We start from the raw sequence: 16,442 nt of genomic DNA, 5'->3' as shown, positions 1-16,442 counted from the left end.
AAGCCCACCAGAACGAAGACCGCCGCAAGCAGCAAGGCAGGCCATCGGCGGTCATCAGCTTGCCGTCTGCGCATCATGCAAGTCGCTCAAGGTCACCTCGACGATGCCCGACCACTGGCGCTGGTTGGCGTTGTCCAGCCACAACCACTTCACCTCATGGGGCGCGACGGCGATGTGCTGGCTGCGGGGATCGGGGAAGGGCTGGCCCTTCTCGACATAAGCGAAGCGGTCCCAGCGGTTGTAGAGACGGGCCAGCGGATGGTCCCTGGACACCTGGCCGCCCCACACGCCGGTGCGCGGACAGGGCAGCATGCCTTTGCAGAACAGCAGCGGCTCGGGCACGCGGGTGGCGCGGGCAAGGCCCTGGGCCACCCGGGGATGGGTGACCGCGGGCACGGGAGAGGCTTCGCCCAGGTAGTGCCAGACGGTGGAAGGACTGATCTTGGCCCATTGGCCCATGCTGCTGCGGTCCATCGTCTCGAAGGCTTCGCCCTTGGCATAGCGCTGGGGCACCTGGGCGCTCTCCCAGGCCGCTTCATGCTCGCGGTAGTCGCGGTGGGCATAGACATTCAATCGGGGCAGCCAGTAGCCGCTGCGGGTCGCATGGGTGTCGGCCTGCTCCGGCGCAGAGCGGGCCTGCTGCCGCAGCACATGCCCCTGCGGGATGTGGGCGCGGCCGGTGCGCTGCGCGCCGGGGGTGGGTTTCTCGGCTGGCTTGGCGACCAGAGGCTTGGCGGCGTCCAAAGGGTTTCGCGCTTGCCGTCCCAGATGGGCAAGGCGGCGGGCGGCAGCGGCAGCACCTTGTCCAGGTTGGGGAAGCGCAGGTCGGGGTTGAGTTCGAGGGCGTCGCCTAGTTCGCTGTAGCGTTCGGCACGCGCCGTATCGATGATGTTGCCTGTAAGAGGGGTAGCTCTATCGAATCTCACAGATAAGGTGTTTGCACAATCCTTGCAGCCCAGTTTCACGCCCTCGTGATAGATCCGTAGGGAGCGGGCGTAGTCTTCATCAACATTGTTCAGCGTCATCGCCAGTTGGTGGGCCGCGGCGCCATTGCCCTGGGCGAACCCGCATTCGAGCATCTTCAGACCGATCTCACGATTGCCCCAGAAGCCTTCGCCTGGACTGTCATAGGCCGCATCGAGCTTTTCGCCCAAATGGGCTTGCGCCGCCGAACTCCCCATGTCCGCCGCCAATTGCCAGAATGCATAGGCGCGGCTCGTGTCGCTCGTCACGCCGATGCCGCGCTGGTGGTAGGTGCCCATCTTGTCGAAGGCGGCGGGCACGCCCTGCTTCATCAGGCCTTCGACCAGGAGCAGGGCCTGCTCGCTGTCCTGCGGCACGCCAAGGCCGCTCTCGTGCAGCCCGGCCAGGTTCAGGGCCGCCTTCCAGTGGCCCATGCCCGCGGCCTGCTTCCACAACTCCGCCGCCTTGGCGTAGTCGCGCCGCTCGAACACCAGGTCATAGCTGGTCGCCGCCATGCCTTGCTGGAACAGCGCGTCGGCCTCGGCCGTGAAGGGCGGGTTGGCATCGGCCTCGTGCTTGCAGGCGAAGTCGGCCCGGTGCGGGTCGAAGGCCTTCAGGGTCATGTTGCGGGGCAGGTGGTTCATGGGGCAGGCCGTCAAATTCAATAGAACGAAAACAAGGACCAGCAGCGAGGCCGGCCAGCGACGTGGATGTATGCGCGGGGCAAGATGAGGCATGTTCATGCGAGCCGGACGGTGCTGGTGCGCTCGTCGAGGAACTTGACGAGGAAGCTGGAAAGAGACAGTCCAGCCCTCTTTTTATTGAGGTTGTTGCTGGCCTCATCCTCCCAATTTTTGAACGTCTTAGCGATTGCCTTCTGCTCCGTCGCATCCCCACCCCCATCGAACTGCCCCTTCGTGTGCTGCTGCCACACCCGCTGGCGCAGATCCTTCGCCTTGGGCGCATCGTCGCTGGCGATGTTGATCTCGCTGTCCACCGCGAAGCTGCGCAGGTTCAGGTTGGCGCTGCCCAGCGTGAACATGCTGTCGTCGATGATCATCAGCTTGCTGTGGATGTAGACCTCGCGGTAGCGTTGGGCAGTCGCGTTCTTCAGTTCCTTGCTGCGGTCGGGCGGGGGCATAAGAGGCACGGAGGTTTCGGGCAGCATGCCCCAGCCGCCCGCGTTGGTGCCGCCGGCCCTCGCCTGACTGTCGGTGGCGAGAACGCGGTCCCACGCTTTCTTCTGCTGCGCATAACGCTGCTTTTCTTCGTCGATGCGCTGCGCGACGGGCAGCTTGGAGACGCGCCACTCGTCGTCGTAGGTCCACAGGCTTGCCACCAGCGTGCGCATGCGCAGCGCCTGGCTCAGCATGTCGCGCACCTCCCGGCCGCTCTTGCCCTCGCTGGCTGTCTTGTGGGTCTGGGCCAGGTCGGACAATGGCCGGGGCGGCCCGGGAAACACGGGCGGCTGAAGTTCCTTGCTTTGCCCCGAGTCGTAGGCTTGGCGCCGCCTCTTGAAGTCCGCCAGGTCGCGCTCGGCCTGGGCATGGCGATCCAGTTCGTCCTTGATCATCTTGTCCTGGTTGGGCACTGAATCGCCATGGCCCAGTTCGGCCACGATGTCGTGCGTGCGCGGAACCATCTGCTTGCGCTCGGGCGTGGGCGTGACCACCATCACGTGCAGCACGGGCACGTTGGACATGGCCACGGGTTGCCTGGCGGCTCTGCAGCCCTGCACGTAGAGCTCGCGCGCGGTTTTCATGGCGCGGGCCCAGTCGGTGTTCTGGAAGTACTGGTTCTCGATGTACAGGTAGTGGCGCGCAAAGCTGCTGGCCTGGTAGTAAAGCCGCTCGATCGAGCGCTCGCCGCCCTCCGTGTCGGGCAGCGTGCGCACGATCTGCGCCCGGTTGCATGCGGCGCCGAGGTTTTGGGTGAGCCGCTTGGGCGGCGCCTTCAGATCGACGTCGGCGCTGACGGAAGTGCCGCCGCCCTTGCCTTCAGCCTTGGCCGTGTTCCAGGCATCGGCAAAGTTCTTGTACACCGCCACCACCGCATCGCCTTCCAGGCGGCACACGTAATCCTGGTACGGCTTGAGCGTGGTCTTGTCGGCGCTGGGCGCGTCCCAGCCCTTGCCGGCCGAGTGGTCCGCGCTGCCGCCCTCGAAGAGCTGTCCCCGCTTGGGGTCGTTGAAGAGGTGCTCCTCGGTGTCCCAGTAGTCGGTGACGGAATTCAGGCCCATCACGTAGGCCCGGGGGTGCGTGCCCTCGTAGTCGATGACGATGGTCTTTTGGTGATGGGTCGCCATCCGCTCCAGTCCAAGCCGCTCGATGCCGGCCGTAGCTGCGCCGTGTTCGCGGGCCTCCGCCTGTAGGGTGGCCAGCACGTCTTCATGCACGCCGCCGCGTGTGCGCAGCGACAGGCCCTCGATCTTTCCGTCCACGACATCTCGCCACCACCGGCTGTTGAACATTTCCCGCTCGTCCGCCACGGTGGGGCCGGCCTGCGGGGCAAGAACGGGACGGGCATGCCTGGGCGCTGGGTCGGCGGCAATCCTGGCACGCGCGGCCTCGTCCACCACGGGCAGGTTGCGTTCGTAGCGGGCTTGTGTCTTGTAGCCCGGCACATTGCTGGCGCTGATCCGAACAGCGACCGGGTCGTACCATGCGAGCAAGCGCACCTGGACTTTGGTCTTGCTCTTGTTGAGCTTGCCCTCGGAGGCATCGCGCAGCAGGTCGCCCCAGGTCACGCCGCGCGGCCATTCATTGCGGCTTCCCCGGATCAACTCCATCGCCGGATCGAAGCCCCAGCACACGATGTCGATGCTCTTCTCGGCTGTTCGAATATCTTCGCCAATCTGTTTGAAGCTCTCTTCGCCGCAGATGTGAACCGAGAGGTTGTTGTAGTGGAAGACCGGTGTCTTCCTGTCCTCGTTGCTCTCCAGTTTCCACTGGACGCTGCCGGTGGTGCTGCGGCTGGCATCGCTGAGCGGGGTGACGGACTTTTGCTGGGTTTTCGGTGGGGTGGCCATGGTGGATGTCTTTCGTTGCCTCAGGTTTCGTCGGGGCCACCCTGGCGGTGCAGGTGGTGGTGCTGACGGTCCTTGGGGTCGCCCTGCGCGGCGCGGTAGCCCTTGGCGCCCAGCTGTTGATCGGCGCCTTCAAGGCGCGGGATAACCGGCAGTTCAAACTCGTTGCCGTTGCTCAGCTTGACCTTGTAGGCGCCCGTGCCCGGCTTGTGGTCGGCGATGAAGACGCGGCCCTGCGCGTCGGTGACGCCCTTTTCGACTTCGGCGCCGTCTCTGTAGAGGGTGTAGGGCTCCGTGGCAACGGGGCGCCCATCCTCCGGGTGCGAGCGCAGCGTGAAGCTGCGCGCCGTCAGGCTATCCTTCAGGCTGGAGCTTCCGCTCACCGGCACGGTGGGCGCGTTCCTGGGGCCGACCATGCTGTGCACGGCGGCGTACTCGATGTGCCGGCCCGAGGTGGCCTCCTCGATGCCGGCGGCATTCAGGCAGATGGTGCTGCCACCGCCATTGAGCACAAGTTCTTCCTTGGCGGTGATGGTGATCTTGTTGGCGACCTGCACGATGTTGAGTTTGGCAATGAGGCTGATGCTCTCCTTGAGCGCCTTGATGTCGATGTCGCCGCCGAACGCGAACAGCCGCATGCCGGCCTGGTAGGCGAACAGGCGCACCGCCTGCCTGGCGCTGACCAGAAAGCTCTTGGCCGCAGACACGCTGACATGCGCGCCACTGGTGAGCGCCACGTGTTCGCCGGCATGCACATGGGTGCTTTGCGCGCTGGTGCTCTGGATGCCCGCCGGCGAGGCCAGCACCAGATGGGGCGCATCGAGTTCAGGAAAGTGGCCCGTCTCGGGTTTGCTTGGCTGGCCTACGCCCTTGATGGCATCGTTCTGGCTCTTGAGTACCTTGGCGACGTCGTCCTGGTCGCCTGCCTCGTGCGCCTTGGCCTCCTGCGCGGCGGCGCCCAGCGACTCCTGCAGGTCGCGACCCTGCGTCAGGCGCGCCACCGTCTCGCCCATGTCGGTGGTGTGGGCCTGCGCGCGCGGCCTGGGCTCGGTGGTGATGAGCATGCCGTCGGCAGCACGCATCACGCCGTGGCCGTCGGTGCGCAGTTCATAGCCCTGGCCGCGCGCATCCTTGCGCCCCGCGTTGTCCTCGATGCGCGTGAGGTGCCCCAGGCTCAGTTGGCTGTGCTGGTGGTCGCTCTTGAGCTGGACCTGGATCTGGCCGTCGGTGTCGTCCAGCACCAGGTGGTTGCTGCGGCCGGCGGCGCTGTTGCCGCCTTCCTTGGTGAGTTCCCTCGACCGGAAGCCCGACAAGGCACTCTGGCCCGGCAGCGCCCACGGCGGCAGATTGCTCTGGTTGTGCACCCGCCCCGTGCACACGGGCAGGTCGGGGTCGCCGCCGATGTAATCGACGATCACCTCCTGGCCGATACGCGGAACATGCACACCGCCCAGCTGGTTGCCCGCCCACGGACTGGAGACCCGGATCCAGCAGGTGCTGTGCTGGTTCTTCTGACCGATGCGGTCCCACGGGAACTGCACCTTGATGCGCCCGAACTCGTCGGTCCAGAGGTTCTGGCCCTCGGGACCGACCACCAGCGCAGTCTGGGGACCGTGCGTGAACGGCTTCACTTGCGTGAGCGCCGGGCGCAGCGGCTCGGCCATCGGATGGGCGGTGAAGTCGACCTCCACCTTCCAATGCTGCTTCCTGCCTGGAGCGGCATCGCGGATCTGGCTGTCCTGCGCGACGTCCTCGATCAGAAGCCGGGTGTCCAGGATCAGGTACTCGGCATTGGCGTTCTGGCGCGGATGCTTCAAGAGCCGAAAGGTGCAGCCCGGAACCATGCCGCGCAGGTTGCCGCTGGCCTGGGCGCGGCTGCCCGCGGTGCGCAGCGCCTGCATGCGCAAGAGCGCCAGTTGGCGCCCTTCGGCCTGCGGGTCGTTGGCCTCGGCGCTGCCGGCCTGGGGCTGGGCGTAGTGGCTGGCGGTGGCACCGGCATGCCACTGGTAGACCTCGGCATCGGCCTGGCCGGTGGGGCGCGGCTCGCTGCGGCCGATGGTGAGGTCGGCCCGCGGTCGGGTGTAGTCGTAGTCGCGGCTGGTGTACTGGCCGCTGGTCAGGCGGCTGGCAGGCACGAAACTGCTCAGGTATTCGGCATCGGTCTTCCACCCCGGCGCGTGGTACTCCACCTCCTGGTAGGCCGCGCTGTCGTTCTTCTTGTAGGCGCCCATGTTGTCGATGAGCACGAGGCGATGTTTATCGCCGCTGTGCTCGAAGAAGTAGCTGATGCCCCACTCCTGGGTGAGGCGGCTGAAGAACTCGAAGTCGCTCTCGTTGTACTGGGTCTGGTAGTCGCGCAGCGGGTAGGTCTCGATCAGGCGCTTGTCGACCGGGAAAGCGTAGCCGGCCAGCAGTTCGTCCAGGATCTGAACGACGCTCTTGTTCTGGAAGATCTTGCAGTCGGTCGTGAGGGTGGCCAGATGCAGCCAGGGGCGCAGGGTGAGCTTGTACTGGACATGCCGCCCCTCTTCGCCCCAGAGGCAGGCATCGGTGATGAGGGCGTTGATCCGGCGCGTGCCCGCGCCCAGGCGGTCGACCGAGGCGCCCACCGCACCGGGAAGGAACTCGCCCATGCCGTCGAGTTGGATGGTGCAGGAGATCTCCCGGCCGATGAAGCTGTCCAGGTCCCAGTCGGCGGCGCCGCTGGCGCCGAGGTTCAGCGCGTCGGGGGTCTTGAGCAGGAGCTCGTATTCGAAGAGGGAATTGAGGCCTTCGCGGCCCGAGAAGCGCACCGGTTCGAGCGCGGGGCGGCCCAGGAACTCGGGAATGGCGGCGCTGCGGATGGCGAGCGTGCGCGCTCGCGCAGCCGCGATGAATGCGGACATGACGGTTTCTCCCTGAAGATGCCCCTGTGGTCAGGGGCTATCTCGTTGATTATGGGAGGCGGTCACGCCACCAAAGATGGCCGAAGGTAATCGTTCTCGGGGCGTCGGCTACGCCGTTCGTGATGAATTGCACGCGGGCGCGGGTTTGCTTAGCGGTGTGCGAAGGGGCTCGGCTCTCAGGCTCCGAGCCCAGCCAGCAACTGCGGCAGCAAGGCCTCGGATTCCCCGCGCAAGACAACTGTCGCCGCATCGTCCAGATGCGGCAACGGCTCCATGTTGAGCGTGATCAGCCGGCTGCCGTGCGACGCCGCCATCTGCGGCAGCTCGGCGGCCGGATACACGACGGCCGTGCTGCCGACCACCATGAACACGTCCGACTCCTGCGCGGCCGCCTGCGCATCGAGCAGCACGCCCTGGTTCAGCATTTCGCCGAACATGACGACGTCCGGCCGGGCGCGCGAGGCGCAGCGCATGCAGCGGTGAAAGGGCCACGGGCCCTGGCGGTTGCCGCAGTGGTCGCAGCGCCAGCGCCGCAGCGAGCCGTGCAGTTCGAGCACGTCCAGCCCGCCGGCCAGCGTCAGCAGCCCGTCGACGTTCTGCGTGATGAGGCGCGTGGCAGGCCGCAGCCGCTGCAGCAGCGCAAGCGCCGTATGCCCGGGGTTCGGCTGCGCGTCCTCCACCGCGGACAGCCGCCGCGACCAGAAGCGCGTGAATCCCGCCGGGTCGCGCTGCAGGTCTTCGGCATGCGAGTACTGCAGCGCGTTCTGGTTCATCCAGAGTCCGTCGCTGTCGCGGTAGGTCGGAATGCCGGAGGCCTTTGAAAGCCCGGCGCCCGAAAACACGACGATGCGCCGGGCGGCGCTCAGCAGGGCAATGGCGGATTCGATCGGGGGAGTGGAAGACGAAGCGGTGATGTCCAGGCTCATGGATCCAGGTGTGCGGAAGCGTTTCTTCCGGCCGACGTTGCGCCCAGCCGCTCGGAGACCGTGCCCGCGCAGGCCTTGAGCGCGCGTGCGATTTCGCCGTCCCAGGCGGTGTCGAAGATGGCGGCCGGGCCGATGGCCGTGACCGACAGCACGATGGCACCCGTGTGGTCGAACACCGGTGCCGCCATGGCGCTCACGCCTTCGATCACCTCGCCTTCCGAGCGGCTGATGCCATGCACGCGCACCTCCTGCAGCTGGCGCTCGAACTCGCTCCACGACGGCAGGGGCGGCTGCGACGGCATGCCCGCCGGCGGCGGCTGCTCGCCCGCCTTGCGCTGCTTTTGCCGCTGGCGTTCGGCGTCGAGCAGTTGCTTGACTGTTTCGGCCTCCAGGTAGGCGGCGAACACGCGGCCCGAGGCCGTGTTGGTGAGCGAGAACACCGTGCCGTGGCGCATGTTCACATGCACCGGCGAGGGCGATTCGGCGGTGCGCACGATGGTTGCGCCGCGTGCGCCCCACACCGCCAGCGCCACCGTGTGGCCGATGCGCTGCGCCAGCCCGGCGATGAGCGGCGTCGCAATGTGCACCGGGTCGGCCTGCTGAAGGCTGATGAGCCCCAGTTGCAAGGCCAGCGGGCCGAGCAGATAGTGGCCGCTGGCGCGGTCCTGCTCGATCAGGCCCAACCGCCCGAAGCTCACCATGTACGGGTGGGCCTTGGCGGCCGTCATGTCGGCTTCCCGCGCCAGGTCTTTCAGGGCCATCGGCCGGCCGTGGTGCACCAGCGCGCGCAGCAGCTGGCCGCCCACTTCGATGCTCTGGATGCCGCGCTGGGCGGCGCGGTCGGTCTCATTGGCTGCCATGGCCCGCCTTGGCGTCTGATTGTTCGTTCATGAAGAAGGGATTAGACATTAACTGATCTCGGGCTTACACTCCAGAAATTCGTTAACCGCAAATTCGTTTGCTTTAGACGAATCAAATTTCGATCCACCCGACGGAGACACACGATGAGCCAAGCCAAGAAGTTCGCCAGCCAGGCCGACATGGAAGAAAAGAAGATCACCTTCAGCCAGATCTCGGAACACGCCTGGGCCTACACGGCCGAGGGCGACCCCAACACCGGCATCGTCATTGGCGACGACTGCGTGCTGGTGGCCGACACCCAGGCCACCCCTGCCATGGCGGCCGACGTGGTGCGCCGCATCCGCGAGGTGACCGACAAGCCCATCAAGTACGTGGTGCTGACGCACTACCACGCGGTGCGAGTGCTGGGCGCGGCCGGCTACGGTGCCGAGCACATCCTGGCCAGCCAGGACACGCGCGACCTGATCGTGGAGCGCGGCGAGGCGGACAAGGCCAGCGAAATCGGCCGCTTTCCGCGCCTGTTCCAGAACGTGGAAACGGTGCCCCCGGGGCTGACCTGGCCCACCATGACCTTCACCGGCAAGATGACGCTGTGGCTCGGCAAGCTCGAGGTGCAATTGATCCAGCTCGGCCGCGGCCACACCAAGGGCGACACGGTCGTGTGGCTGCCCGAGGAACGCACGCTGCTGTCGGGCGACCTGGTCGAATTTGGCGCCACGCCGTACGCGGGCGACGCCTACTTCCAGGACTGGCCGCAAACGCTGGACAACATTGCCGCCCTCAAGCCCGCCGCGCTGGTGCCGGGCCGCGGCGCCGCACTCACCACGCCGGCCGAAGTGGCCGAGGGCCTGACCGGCACACGCAACTTCATTTCCGACGTGTATGCGAGCGTGCAAGAGGGCGTGAAGGCGGGACGCGACCTGAACACGGTCTACAAGGACACCTACGCCAAGCTCAAGCCCAAGTACAGCCAGTGGGTGATCTTCGACCACTGCATGCCGTTCGACGTGAGCCGCGCGTACGACGAAGCCTCGGGCCATGCCGATCCGCGCGTGTGGACGGCGGAGCGGGACATCGAGATGTGGAAGGCGCTGGAAGGCTGACCCCGCATTGCTCCCTCCTCCCGGGGAGGGTTGGGGTGGGGCACGCGGCGCCGGCAACGAGCGCCGTCAGCCCCCATCCCAGCCTTCCCCCAGCGGGGGAAGGAGCAAGACAAAAGACACGGAGACAAACGTGATCGACTATCAAAGCCTGCGCTTCGACTACAAGCGCCACGCCGACCAGGACGCGCCCACGCCCGCCCGCCACCCGGTGGTCGTCGTCGGCGCCGGCCCGGTCGGCCTCACGCTGGCCATCGACCTTGCATTGCGCGAAATTCCCGTGGTGCTGCTCGACAACGACAACACCCTTTCCAGCGGCTCGCGCGCGATCTGCTTTGCCAAGCGCACGCTCGAGGTGTTCGACCGCCTCGGCTGCGGCGACCGCATGGTCGGCAAGGGCGTGTCGTGGCACGTGGGCCGGGTGTTCTTCCACGACGAGCAGGTCTACAGCTTCGACCTGCTGCCCGAACCCGGCCACGAGCGCCCGGCCTTCATCAACCTGCAGCAGTACTACGTCGAGGGCTACCTCGTCGAGCGAGCTGCGGCTCTGCCGCTGATCGACCTGCGCTGGAACAACAAGGTCACAGGCATCGAGCAGAACGACGGCGGCGCCGTTCTCACCGTGGAAACGCCCGAAGGCGACTACAAGCTGCAAGCCGGCTACGTTGCCGCCTGCGACGGCTCGCGCTCCAACCTGCGCCAGATGCTGGGCCTCGAAGCCAAGGGCCGCACCTTTCGCGACCGCTTCCTGATTGCGGACATCACGATGGATGCGCAACTGCCGACGGAGCGGCGCTTCTGGTTCGACCCGCCGTTCCATCCCGGCCAGAGCGTGCTGCTGCACAAGCAGGCCGACGGCATGTGGCGTGTAGACTTCCAGCTCGGCTGGGACGCCGATCCGGTGGAGGAGCGCAAGCCCGAAAACATCACGCCCCGCGTGCGCGCACTGCTCGACAGTATCGGATTCGAGGGCGTGCAGTTCACCATCGGCTGGGCGAGCGTCTACACCTTCGCGTGCCAGCGCATGGAGCGCTTTCGCCATGGCCGCGTGCTGTTCGTGGGCGACTCGGCGCACGGCGTGTCGCCCTTCGGCGCGCGCGGCGCCAACTCGGGCGTGCAGGACGCGGACAACCTCGCCTGGAAGCTCGCGGCCGTGCTCCGGAGCGAGGCACCCGATGCGCTGCTCGACAGCTACGCGAGCGAACGCGAATTCGCGGCCGACGAGAACATCCGCAACTCCACGCGCGCGACCGACTTCATCACGCCCAAGAGCGAAGTGAGCCGCCTGTTCCGCGACGCGGTGCTGGAGCTCACCAAGCGCCACGCCTTCGCGCGCACGCTGGTCAACAGCGGTCGGCTCTCGGTGCCGGCGGTGCTGCGTGACTCGCCGCTCAACACTCCCGACACTGACTCCTTTGAAGGCGCGATGGTCCCAGGCGCCGCAGCGGCCGACGCCCCCGTGGTGCGCGCCGACGGCAGCAGCGGCTGGCTGCTGCGCGAATGCCATGTGGCGCAGTTCACGGCGCTGGTTTTCGGCCAGGGCGAAGCGGCCGAGCGCAGCCTGCAGGCGCTGATGGCATGCGACTTTCCGCTGCACGTGGTGCGCGTGAAAGCCGCTACAAGCGAAGGCGAACTCGCGACGCAACGCTACGACGCGCTACCCGGCACCGTCTACCTGCTGCGGCCCGACCAGCATGTGTGCGCGCGCTGGCGGCAACCCACGGCGGCGAACATCCGCGCGGCGATCGACCGTGCATTGGCAAAGGGATGAGCAGCACCATGCAACCACATCTGATCACCACGCCGAACCTCGAAGCGCCCGACGATTTCTACGAGGCGCTGATCGAGGCCCACCAGGGGCTTTCCACCGAAGAGAGCCATGCCTTCAACGCACGGCTCGTGCTCGTGCTGGCCAACCACGTCGGCTCGCTGGCCGTGCTGCGCGAGGCTTTCGAGGCCGCGCGCAGCAGCAGCTGAACACACGTGCCAACTTCATCGCGATTTCCGGAAGAGAGAACCATGACGAATCCATCCGCCAACACCAGGCCAAATGCCGAGCGGCGCTACCAGAGCGGCTTTGGCAACGAGTACGCCTCCGAAGCCGTGGCCGGTGCGCTGCCCCAGGGCCGCAACAACCCGCAGCGCGCGCCCTTCGACCTTTACACCGAGCTGCTTTCAGGCACCGCCTTCACCGCGCCGCGCCATGAAAACCGCCGCACCTGGCTGTACCGCCGCCAGCCTTCGGTGGTGTCCGGCCGCTACCAGCCGTATGCCCAGCCGCACTGGAGCACCGGCGCCGACCGCGAGATCGCATTGCCGCCCGAGCCGCTGCGCTGGCATCCAATGCCGCTCGACGGCGCGGCCGGCGTGGACTTCATCGACGGCATGCACACCATTGCGGCCAACGGCGACGCCGAGTCGCAGGTCGGCATCGGCTCGCTCATGTACCTTGCGGGCCGCTCGATGGAGAAGCGCGCCTTCGTCAATGCAGACGGCGAGATGTTGCTGGTGCCGCAGCAGGGCCGCCTCGTGATCACGACCGAGCTGGGCGTGCTCGACGTGAAGCCTGGCGAGATTGCGGTGCTGCCGCGCGGCATGGTGTTCAAGGTGGCATTGCCCGATGGAATCTCGCGCGGCTATGTCTGCGAGAACTACGGTGTGCATTTCCGCCTGCCCGAACTCGGCCCCATCGGCTCGAACGGCCTGGCCAATGCGCGCGACTTCCAGGCGCCCGTGGCGGCCTTCGAGGAAGAAGGCGGCGCCTACGAGCTGGTAAAGAAATTCGGCGGCCGCTTCTGGAAGGCGCCCACCAGGCAGTCGCCGTTCAACGTGGTCGCATGGCACGGCAACCTGGCGCCGGTGAAGTACGACACGGCCAACTTCATGGTGATCGGCTCCATCAGCTTCGATCACCCCGACCCATCGATCTTCACCGTGCTGACCTCGCCCAGCGACACGCCGGGCACCGCGAACTGCGACTTCGTGATCTTCCCGCCGCGCTGGATGGTGATGGAAAACACCTTCCGTCCGCCATGGTTCCACCGCAACCTCATGAGCGAGTTCATGGGCCTGGTGCTCGGCGAATACGACGCCAAGCCGGGCGGTTTCAAGCCCGGCGGCGCAAGCCTGCACAACTGCATGGTGCCGCACGGACCCGACGAGGAAGCCTTCGACAAGGCCACGCGCACCGACCTGAAGCCGCACAAGCTCGACAACACGCTGGCCTTCATGTTCGAGAGCCGATACCGCTTCATTCCGACGAACTTCGCGCTCCAGAGCCCCGCGCTCGACACCGACTACGCCGATTGCTGGGCCGGGCTCAAGGACCACTTCAAGCCCTGACGGCCGACGAGCAGACGCCACATCCAAAGAAAGACATTCCATGACCGCACTTAACGCCACCCATGACCCGAAGCTGCGCAGCTGGGTTGCCTCGGCCAATGAAGCCGGCTGCGACTTTCCGATCCAGAACCTGCCCTTCGGCCGCTTTCGCGCGGCGGGCAGCAGCGAGGCTTTTCGCATCGGGGTGGCCATCGGCGACCAGGTGCTCGACCTGAAGACGGCAGGCCTGGTCGATACCGACGACATGAACGCGCTGATGAACGCCAGCGTGAAAGACCGCCAGGCACTTCGCGCGGCCATCTCGGCGGGCCTTGCGGAAGGCAGTGGCAAAGAGGCCGCATGGTCGAAGGCGCTGCTGCCGCAGGCCAGGGCCGAGCTCACCGTGCCCTGCCGCATCGGCGACTACACCGACTTCTACACCGGCATCCACCACGCCACCACCATCGGCAAGCTGTTCCGCCCCGACCAGCCGCTGATGCCCAACTACAAGTGGGTGCCCATCGGCTATCACGGCCGTGCTTCGTCGATCGGTGTGAGCGGCCAGGTCTTCAAGCGCCCCCAGGGGCAGACCAAGGCACCGGATGCTGCAGAGCCGAGCTTCGGCCCTTCGAAGCGGCTCGACTACGAGCTGGAACTGGGTTTTCTGATCGGCCGCGGCAACGCACTCGGAGAGCCGATTGCCATCGGCGAGGCCGAAGACCACCTATTCGGTGTGACCTTGCTCAACGACTGGTCGGCGCGGGACCTGCAGGCCTGGGAATACCAGCCGCTCGGCCCGTTTCTCTCGAAGAACTTCGCGAGCACGCTGTCGCCATGGATCGTGACGATGGAAGCGCTGGCGCCGTTCCGCGCCAGGTTCGAGCGGCCCGCGGGAGACCCGCAACCGCTGGCTTACCTCGATGCGCCCTCGAACCGAGAAAGCGGCGCGCTGGACATCACGCTCGAAGTGCTGCTGCAGACCGCGAAGATGCGCGCCGCGGGCGAAGCGCCCACGCGGCTCACGCGCGGCAACACCACCGAAGCCGCCTACTGGACGGCCGCGCAGCTCGTCGCGCACCACACGGTGAACGGCTGCAACCTGCAGCCGGGCGACCTGCTGGGCTCCGGCACGCTCTCGGGCCCCAGGCCCGACGAAGCCGGCTCGCTGATAGAACTCACGCAGGGCGGCAAGCAGCCGATCACGCTGCCCAATGGGGAGAAGCGCACTTTCCTTGAAGACGGCGACACGCTGGTCATCCGCGGCTACTGCGAGCGGGAGGGCGCGGTGCGCATCGGCTTGGGTGAAGTTGCCGGAACCGTGATCGCCTGAGGTCTGCGTGTTGTCCCCTCTCCCAGAGGGAGAGGGAGAAAAACCATCAGGGCGCGGCCGCAGCGGTGCCGGCCACCGGCCAAGCCACTTCGCTCGCCACGCGCGGCTTGCCGATCGGCGCACCGGCCTTGCCGATCCTGACGGCGGCCAGGTCGGCCTCGCTCGGGTACTGGTCCATCAACACGTAGTCGAACACGCGGCGCGCAATGGGCGCCGCGGCGCCGGCACCCCAGCCGGCGTTCTCGACGATCACCGCCAGGGCGATCTTCGGGTTGTTGACGGGCGCAAACGCCATGAACAGTGCGTGATCGCGCTGGTGCTCTTCGAGCGCGCGGGCGTTGTACTTGGTGTTCTGCGCCTGCGTCACCGCCTGCGCAGTGCCCGTCTTGCCGGCCGCCTGGTAGCCCGCGCCGGCAAACACGCTGCGCGCGGTGCCGCTGGTCACCACGCTGGTCAGGCCTTCGCGAATCACCGCGACGTTGGCGGCGGTGTAGCCCAGGTTCTCGGCCGGCGGCTGCGGCAGCGGAGCCACCTCGCCGCTGACCGTGTTTCGCGTGGCCAGCACCAGATGCGGTTTGCGCTTCAGTCCGCCATCGGCCACGATGGCCGTGGCCTGCGCGAGCTGCAGCATGGTGAAGGTGTTGTAGCCCTGGCCGATGCCCAGCGAAATGGTTTCGCCCGCGTACCACTTCTTCTGCTCGGGCCGCTTGTAGGCGTTGCGCTTCCACTCGGTGCTGGGCAGCACGCCGCGCACCTCGCCGCCCAGGTCGATGCCTGTGAGCTGCCCGAAGCCCAGCGGCTTCATGAAGTCGTGGATCAGGTCCACGCCCATCTCGTTGGCCAGCGAGTAGTAATAAATGTTGCTCGACACCTGAATGGAACGCCGCATGTCGACGCCGCCCAGGTTGCCTTCAGGGCTGCCGAAGCGGTGGCCGCCGAAGTTGAAGTACCCCGGGTCGTTCACCACCACGCTGGCGCCGCGCTTGCCCGTTTGCAGTGCGGCCAGTGCCATGAAGGGCTTGTAGGTCGAGCCGGGCGGGTAGGTGCCGCGCAGGGCCCGGTTGAGCAGCGGCTTGTCGAGCGATTCGCTGAGCTCTTTCCAGCTTTCGGTGTCGATGCCTTCGACGAAAAGGTTGGGGTCGAAGGTCGGCTTGCTCACGAAGGCCAGCACCTCGCCGGTCTTGGGGTCGATGGCCACCAGCGCGCCGCGGCGGTCGCCGAACATGTCTTCGACCAGCTTCTGCAGCTTGATGTCGAGCGACAGCATCACGGTATTGCCCGGGGTGGCCGGATGGCTGGCAAGCCGGCGCACCGCGCGGCCGCCGGCCGAGGTTTCCATCTGCTCGACGCCGGTCTGGCCGTGCAGCGTTTTTTCGTAGCTCTGCTCGATGCCGAGCTTGCCGATGTAGTCGGTGCCCTTGTAGTTGGCCTGGTCTTCCTCGGCCCAGTCTTCCATCGCGGTCTTCTCGCGCTGGTTGATGCGGCCGATGTAGCCGAGCACGTGCGAGGCGACCTCGCCATGCGGATAGTTGCGGAACAGCCGCGCCTTGATTTCCACGCCCGGAAAGCGGTAGCGCTGCGCCGCGAAACGGGCCACCTCCTCGTCGCTCAGGCGGGTGCGGATCGGAATGGAGTCGAAGCTGCGCGAATCCTCCCGCAGGCGCTTGAAGCGGCGGCGGTCGCGCGGCGAAACCTCGAGCACCTGGGTCAGGGCGTCGATGGTCTCTTCGACGTCGCCCACCTTGGAAGGCGTGATCTCCAGCGTGTAGGCCGAGTAGTTCGAGGCCAGCACGATGCCGTTGCGGTCGAGGATGAGCCCGCGGTTGGGCACCACCGGCACGATGGCCGTGCGGTTGCTCTCGGCCTGCTCGGCCAGGTCGTCGTGCCGCACCACCTGCAGGTAGAACAGCCGCGCGCCCAGCAGCCCGAAGGCGAAGAGCACCACCATGCCGATCACGATCATGCGGCGCTTGAAGCGCGCGAGGTCGGCGGCAACGTTGCGGATTTCGGTCATGGCGGGGTGAGCTTAGG

12 protein-coding genes are annotated in these 16,442 nt (G+C 66.7%); 5 read left to right on the top strand and 7 right to left on the bottom strand.

Annotated elements, in window-relative coordinates; translation table 11 throughout:
• Window positions 1–54: 54 nt before the first annotated feature.
• The 6 genes from M0765_RS10225 to M0765_RS10200 form a co-directional block, all read right to left on the bottom strand.
• Entirely contained in the window at window positions 55–573 is a 519-nt protein-coding gene (locus M0765_RS10225; protein WP_258503507.1) for a hypothetical protein, read from the bottom strand.
• Window positions 570–1,607, bottom strand: a complete 1,038-nt coding sequence (locus M0765_RS10220) for an SEL1-like repeat protein (protein WP_258503505.1) — start codon at window positions 1,605–1,607, stop codon at window positions 570–572. Before M0765_RS10220 ends, M0765_RS10225 begins: the two co-directional genes overlap by 4 nt.
• 95 nt (window positions 1,608–1,702) lie before the next feature.
• Complete coding sequence (locus M0765_RS10215) at window positions 1,703–3,991, bottom strand: phospholipase D-like domain-containing protein (protein WP_258503504.1); 2,289 nt, start codon at window positions 3,989–3,991, stop codon at window positions 1,703–1,705.
• A 20-nt stretch (window positions 3,992–4,011) separates the two neighbouring features.
• The gene (locus tag M0765_RS10210) at window positions 4,012–6,873 is read right to left on the bottom strand and encodes a type VI secretion system Vgr family protein (protein WP_258503502.1); all 2,862 of its coding nucleotides are present in this window, start codon (window positions 6,871–6,873) and stop codon (window positions 4,012–4,014) included.
• Between the two features lie 176 nt (window positions 6,874–7,049).
• Window positions 7,050–7,799: an SIR2 family NAD-dependent protein deacylase gene (locus M0765_RS10205; protein WP_258503501.1), complete on the bottom strand. Its 750-nt coding sequence runs from the start codon at window positions 7,797–7,799 to the stop codon at window positions 7,050–7,052.
• Complete coding sequence (locus tag M0765_RS10200; RefSeq protein ID WP_258503499.1) at window positions 7,796–8,659, bottom strand: IclR family transcriptional regulator; 864 nt, start codon at window positions 8,657–8,659, stop codon at window positions 7,796–7,798. The genes M0765_RS10205 and M0765_RS10200 overlap by 4 nt, the downstream gene beginning before the upstream one ends.
• Before the next feature lie 144 nt (window positions 8,660–8,803).
• Here M0765_RS10200 and M0765_RS10195 point away from each other — a divergent pair, with 144 nt between their 5' ends.
• The 5 genes from M0765_RS10195 (at window position 8,804) to fahA (ending at window position 14,411) form a co-directional block, all read left to right on the top strand.
• Entirely contained in the window at window positions 8,804–9,763 is a 960-nt protein-coding gene (locus tag M0765_RS10195; protein ID WP_176660650.1) for an MBL fold metallo-hydrolase, read from the top strand.
• 130 nt (window positions 9,764–9,893) lie between these two features.
• A complete protein-coding gene (locus M0765_RS10190) occupies window positions 9,894–11,531 on the top strand; it encodes an FAD-dependent oxidoreductase (protein WP_258503495.1) in 1,638 nt (545 codons plus the stop codon).
• Between the two features lie 8 nt (window positions 11,532–11,539).
• The gene (locus M0765_RS10185) at window positions 11,540–11,737 is read left to right on the top strand and encodes a DUF2783 domain-containing protein (protein WP_258503494.1); all 198 of its coding nucleotides are present in this window, start codon (window positions 11,540–11,542) and stop codon (window positions 11,735–11,737) included.
• Between the two features lie 42 nt (window positions 11,738–11,779).
• Window positions 11,780–13,102 carry a homogentisate 1,2-dioxygenase gene (gene hmgA / locus M0765_RS10180; RefSeq protein WP_258503493.1) on the top strand — a complete coding sequence of 441 codons (1,323 nt, stop codon included), beginning with the start codon at window positions 11,780–11,782 and terminating at the stop codon, window positions 13,100–13,102.
• A gap of 40 nt (window positions 13,103–13,142) precedes the next feature.
• Window positions 13,143–14,411, top strand: coding sequence for a fumarylacetoacetase (fahA, locus tag M0765_RS10175; protein ID WP_258503491.1), 1,269 nt, complete (start codon window positions 13,143–13,145; stop codon window positions 14,409–14,411).
• A gap of 46 nt (window positions 14,412–14,457) precedes the next feature.
• Here fahA and mrdA read toward each other — a convergent pair whose 3' ends face one another.
• Window positions 14,458–16,425 (bottom strand): penicillin-binding protein 2, encoded by a 1,968-nt coding sequence (gene mrdA, locus M0765_RS10170; protein WP_258503489.1) that lies wholly within the window; start codon window positions 16,423–16,425, stop codon window positions 14,458–14,460.
• Between the last annotated feature and the right edge of the window lie 17 nt (window positions 16,426–16,442).

It is taken from the genome of Variovorax sp. S12S4 (genome assembly GCF_023195515.1).
Lineage (GTDB): Bacteria > Pseudomonadota > Gammaproteobacteria > Burkholderiales > Burkholderiaceae_C > Variovorax.
This window is presented reverse-complemented; position numbering and strand designations above follow the sequence as displayed.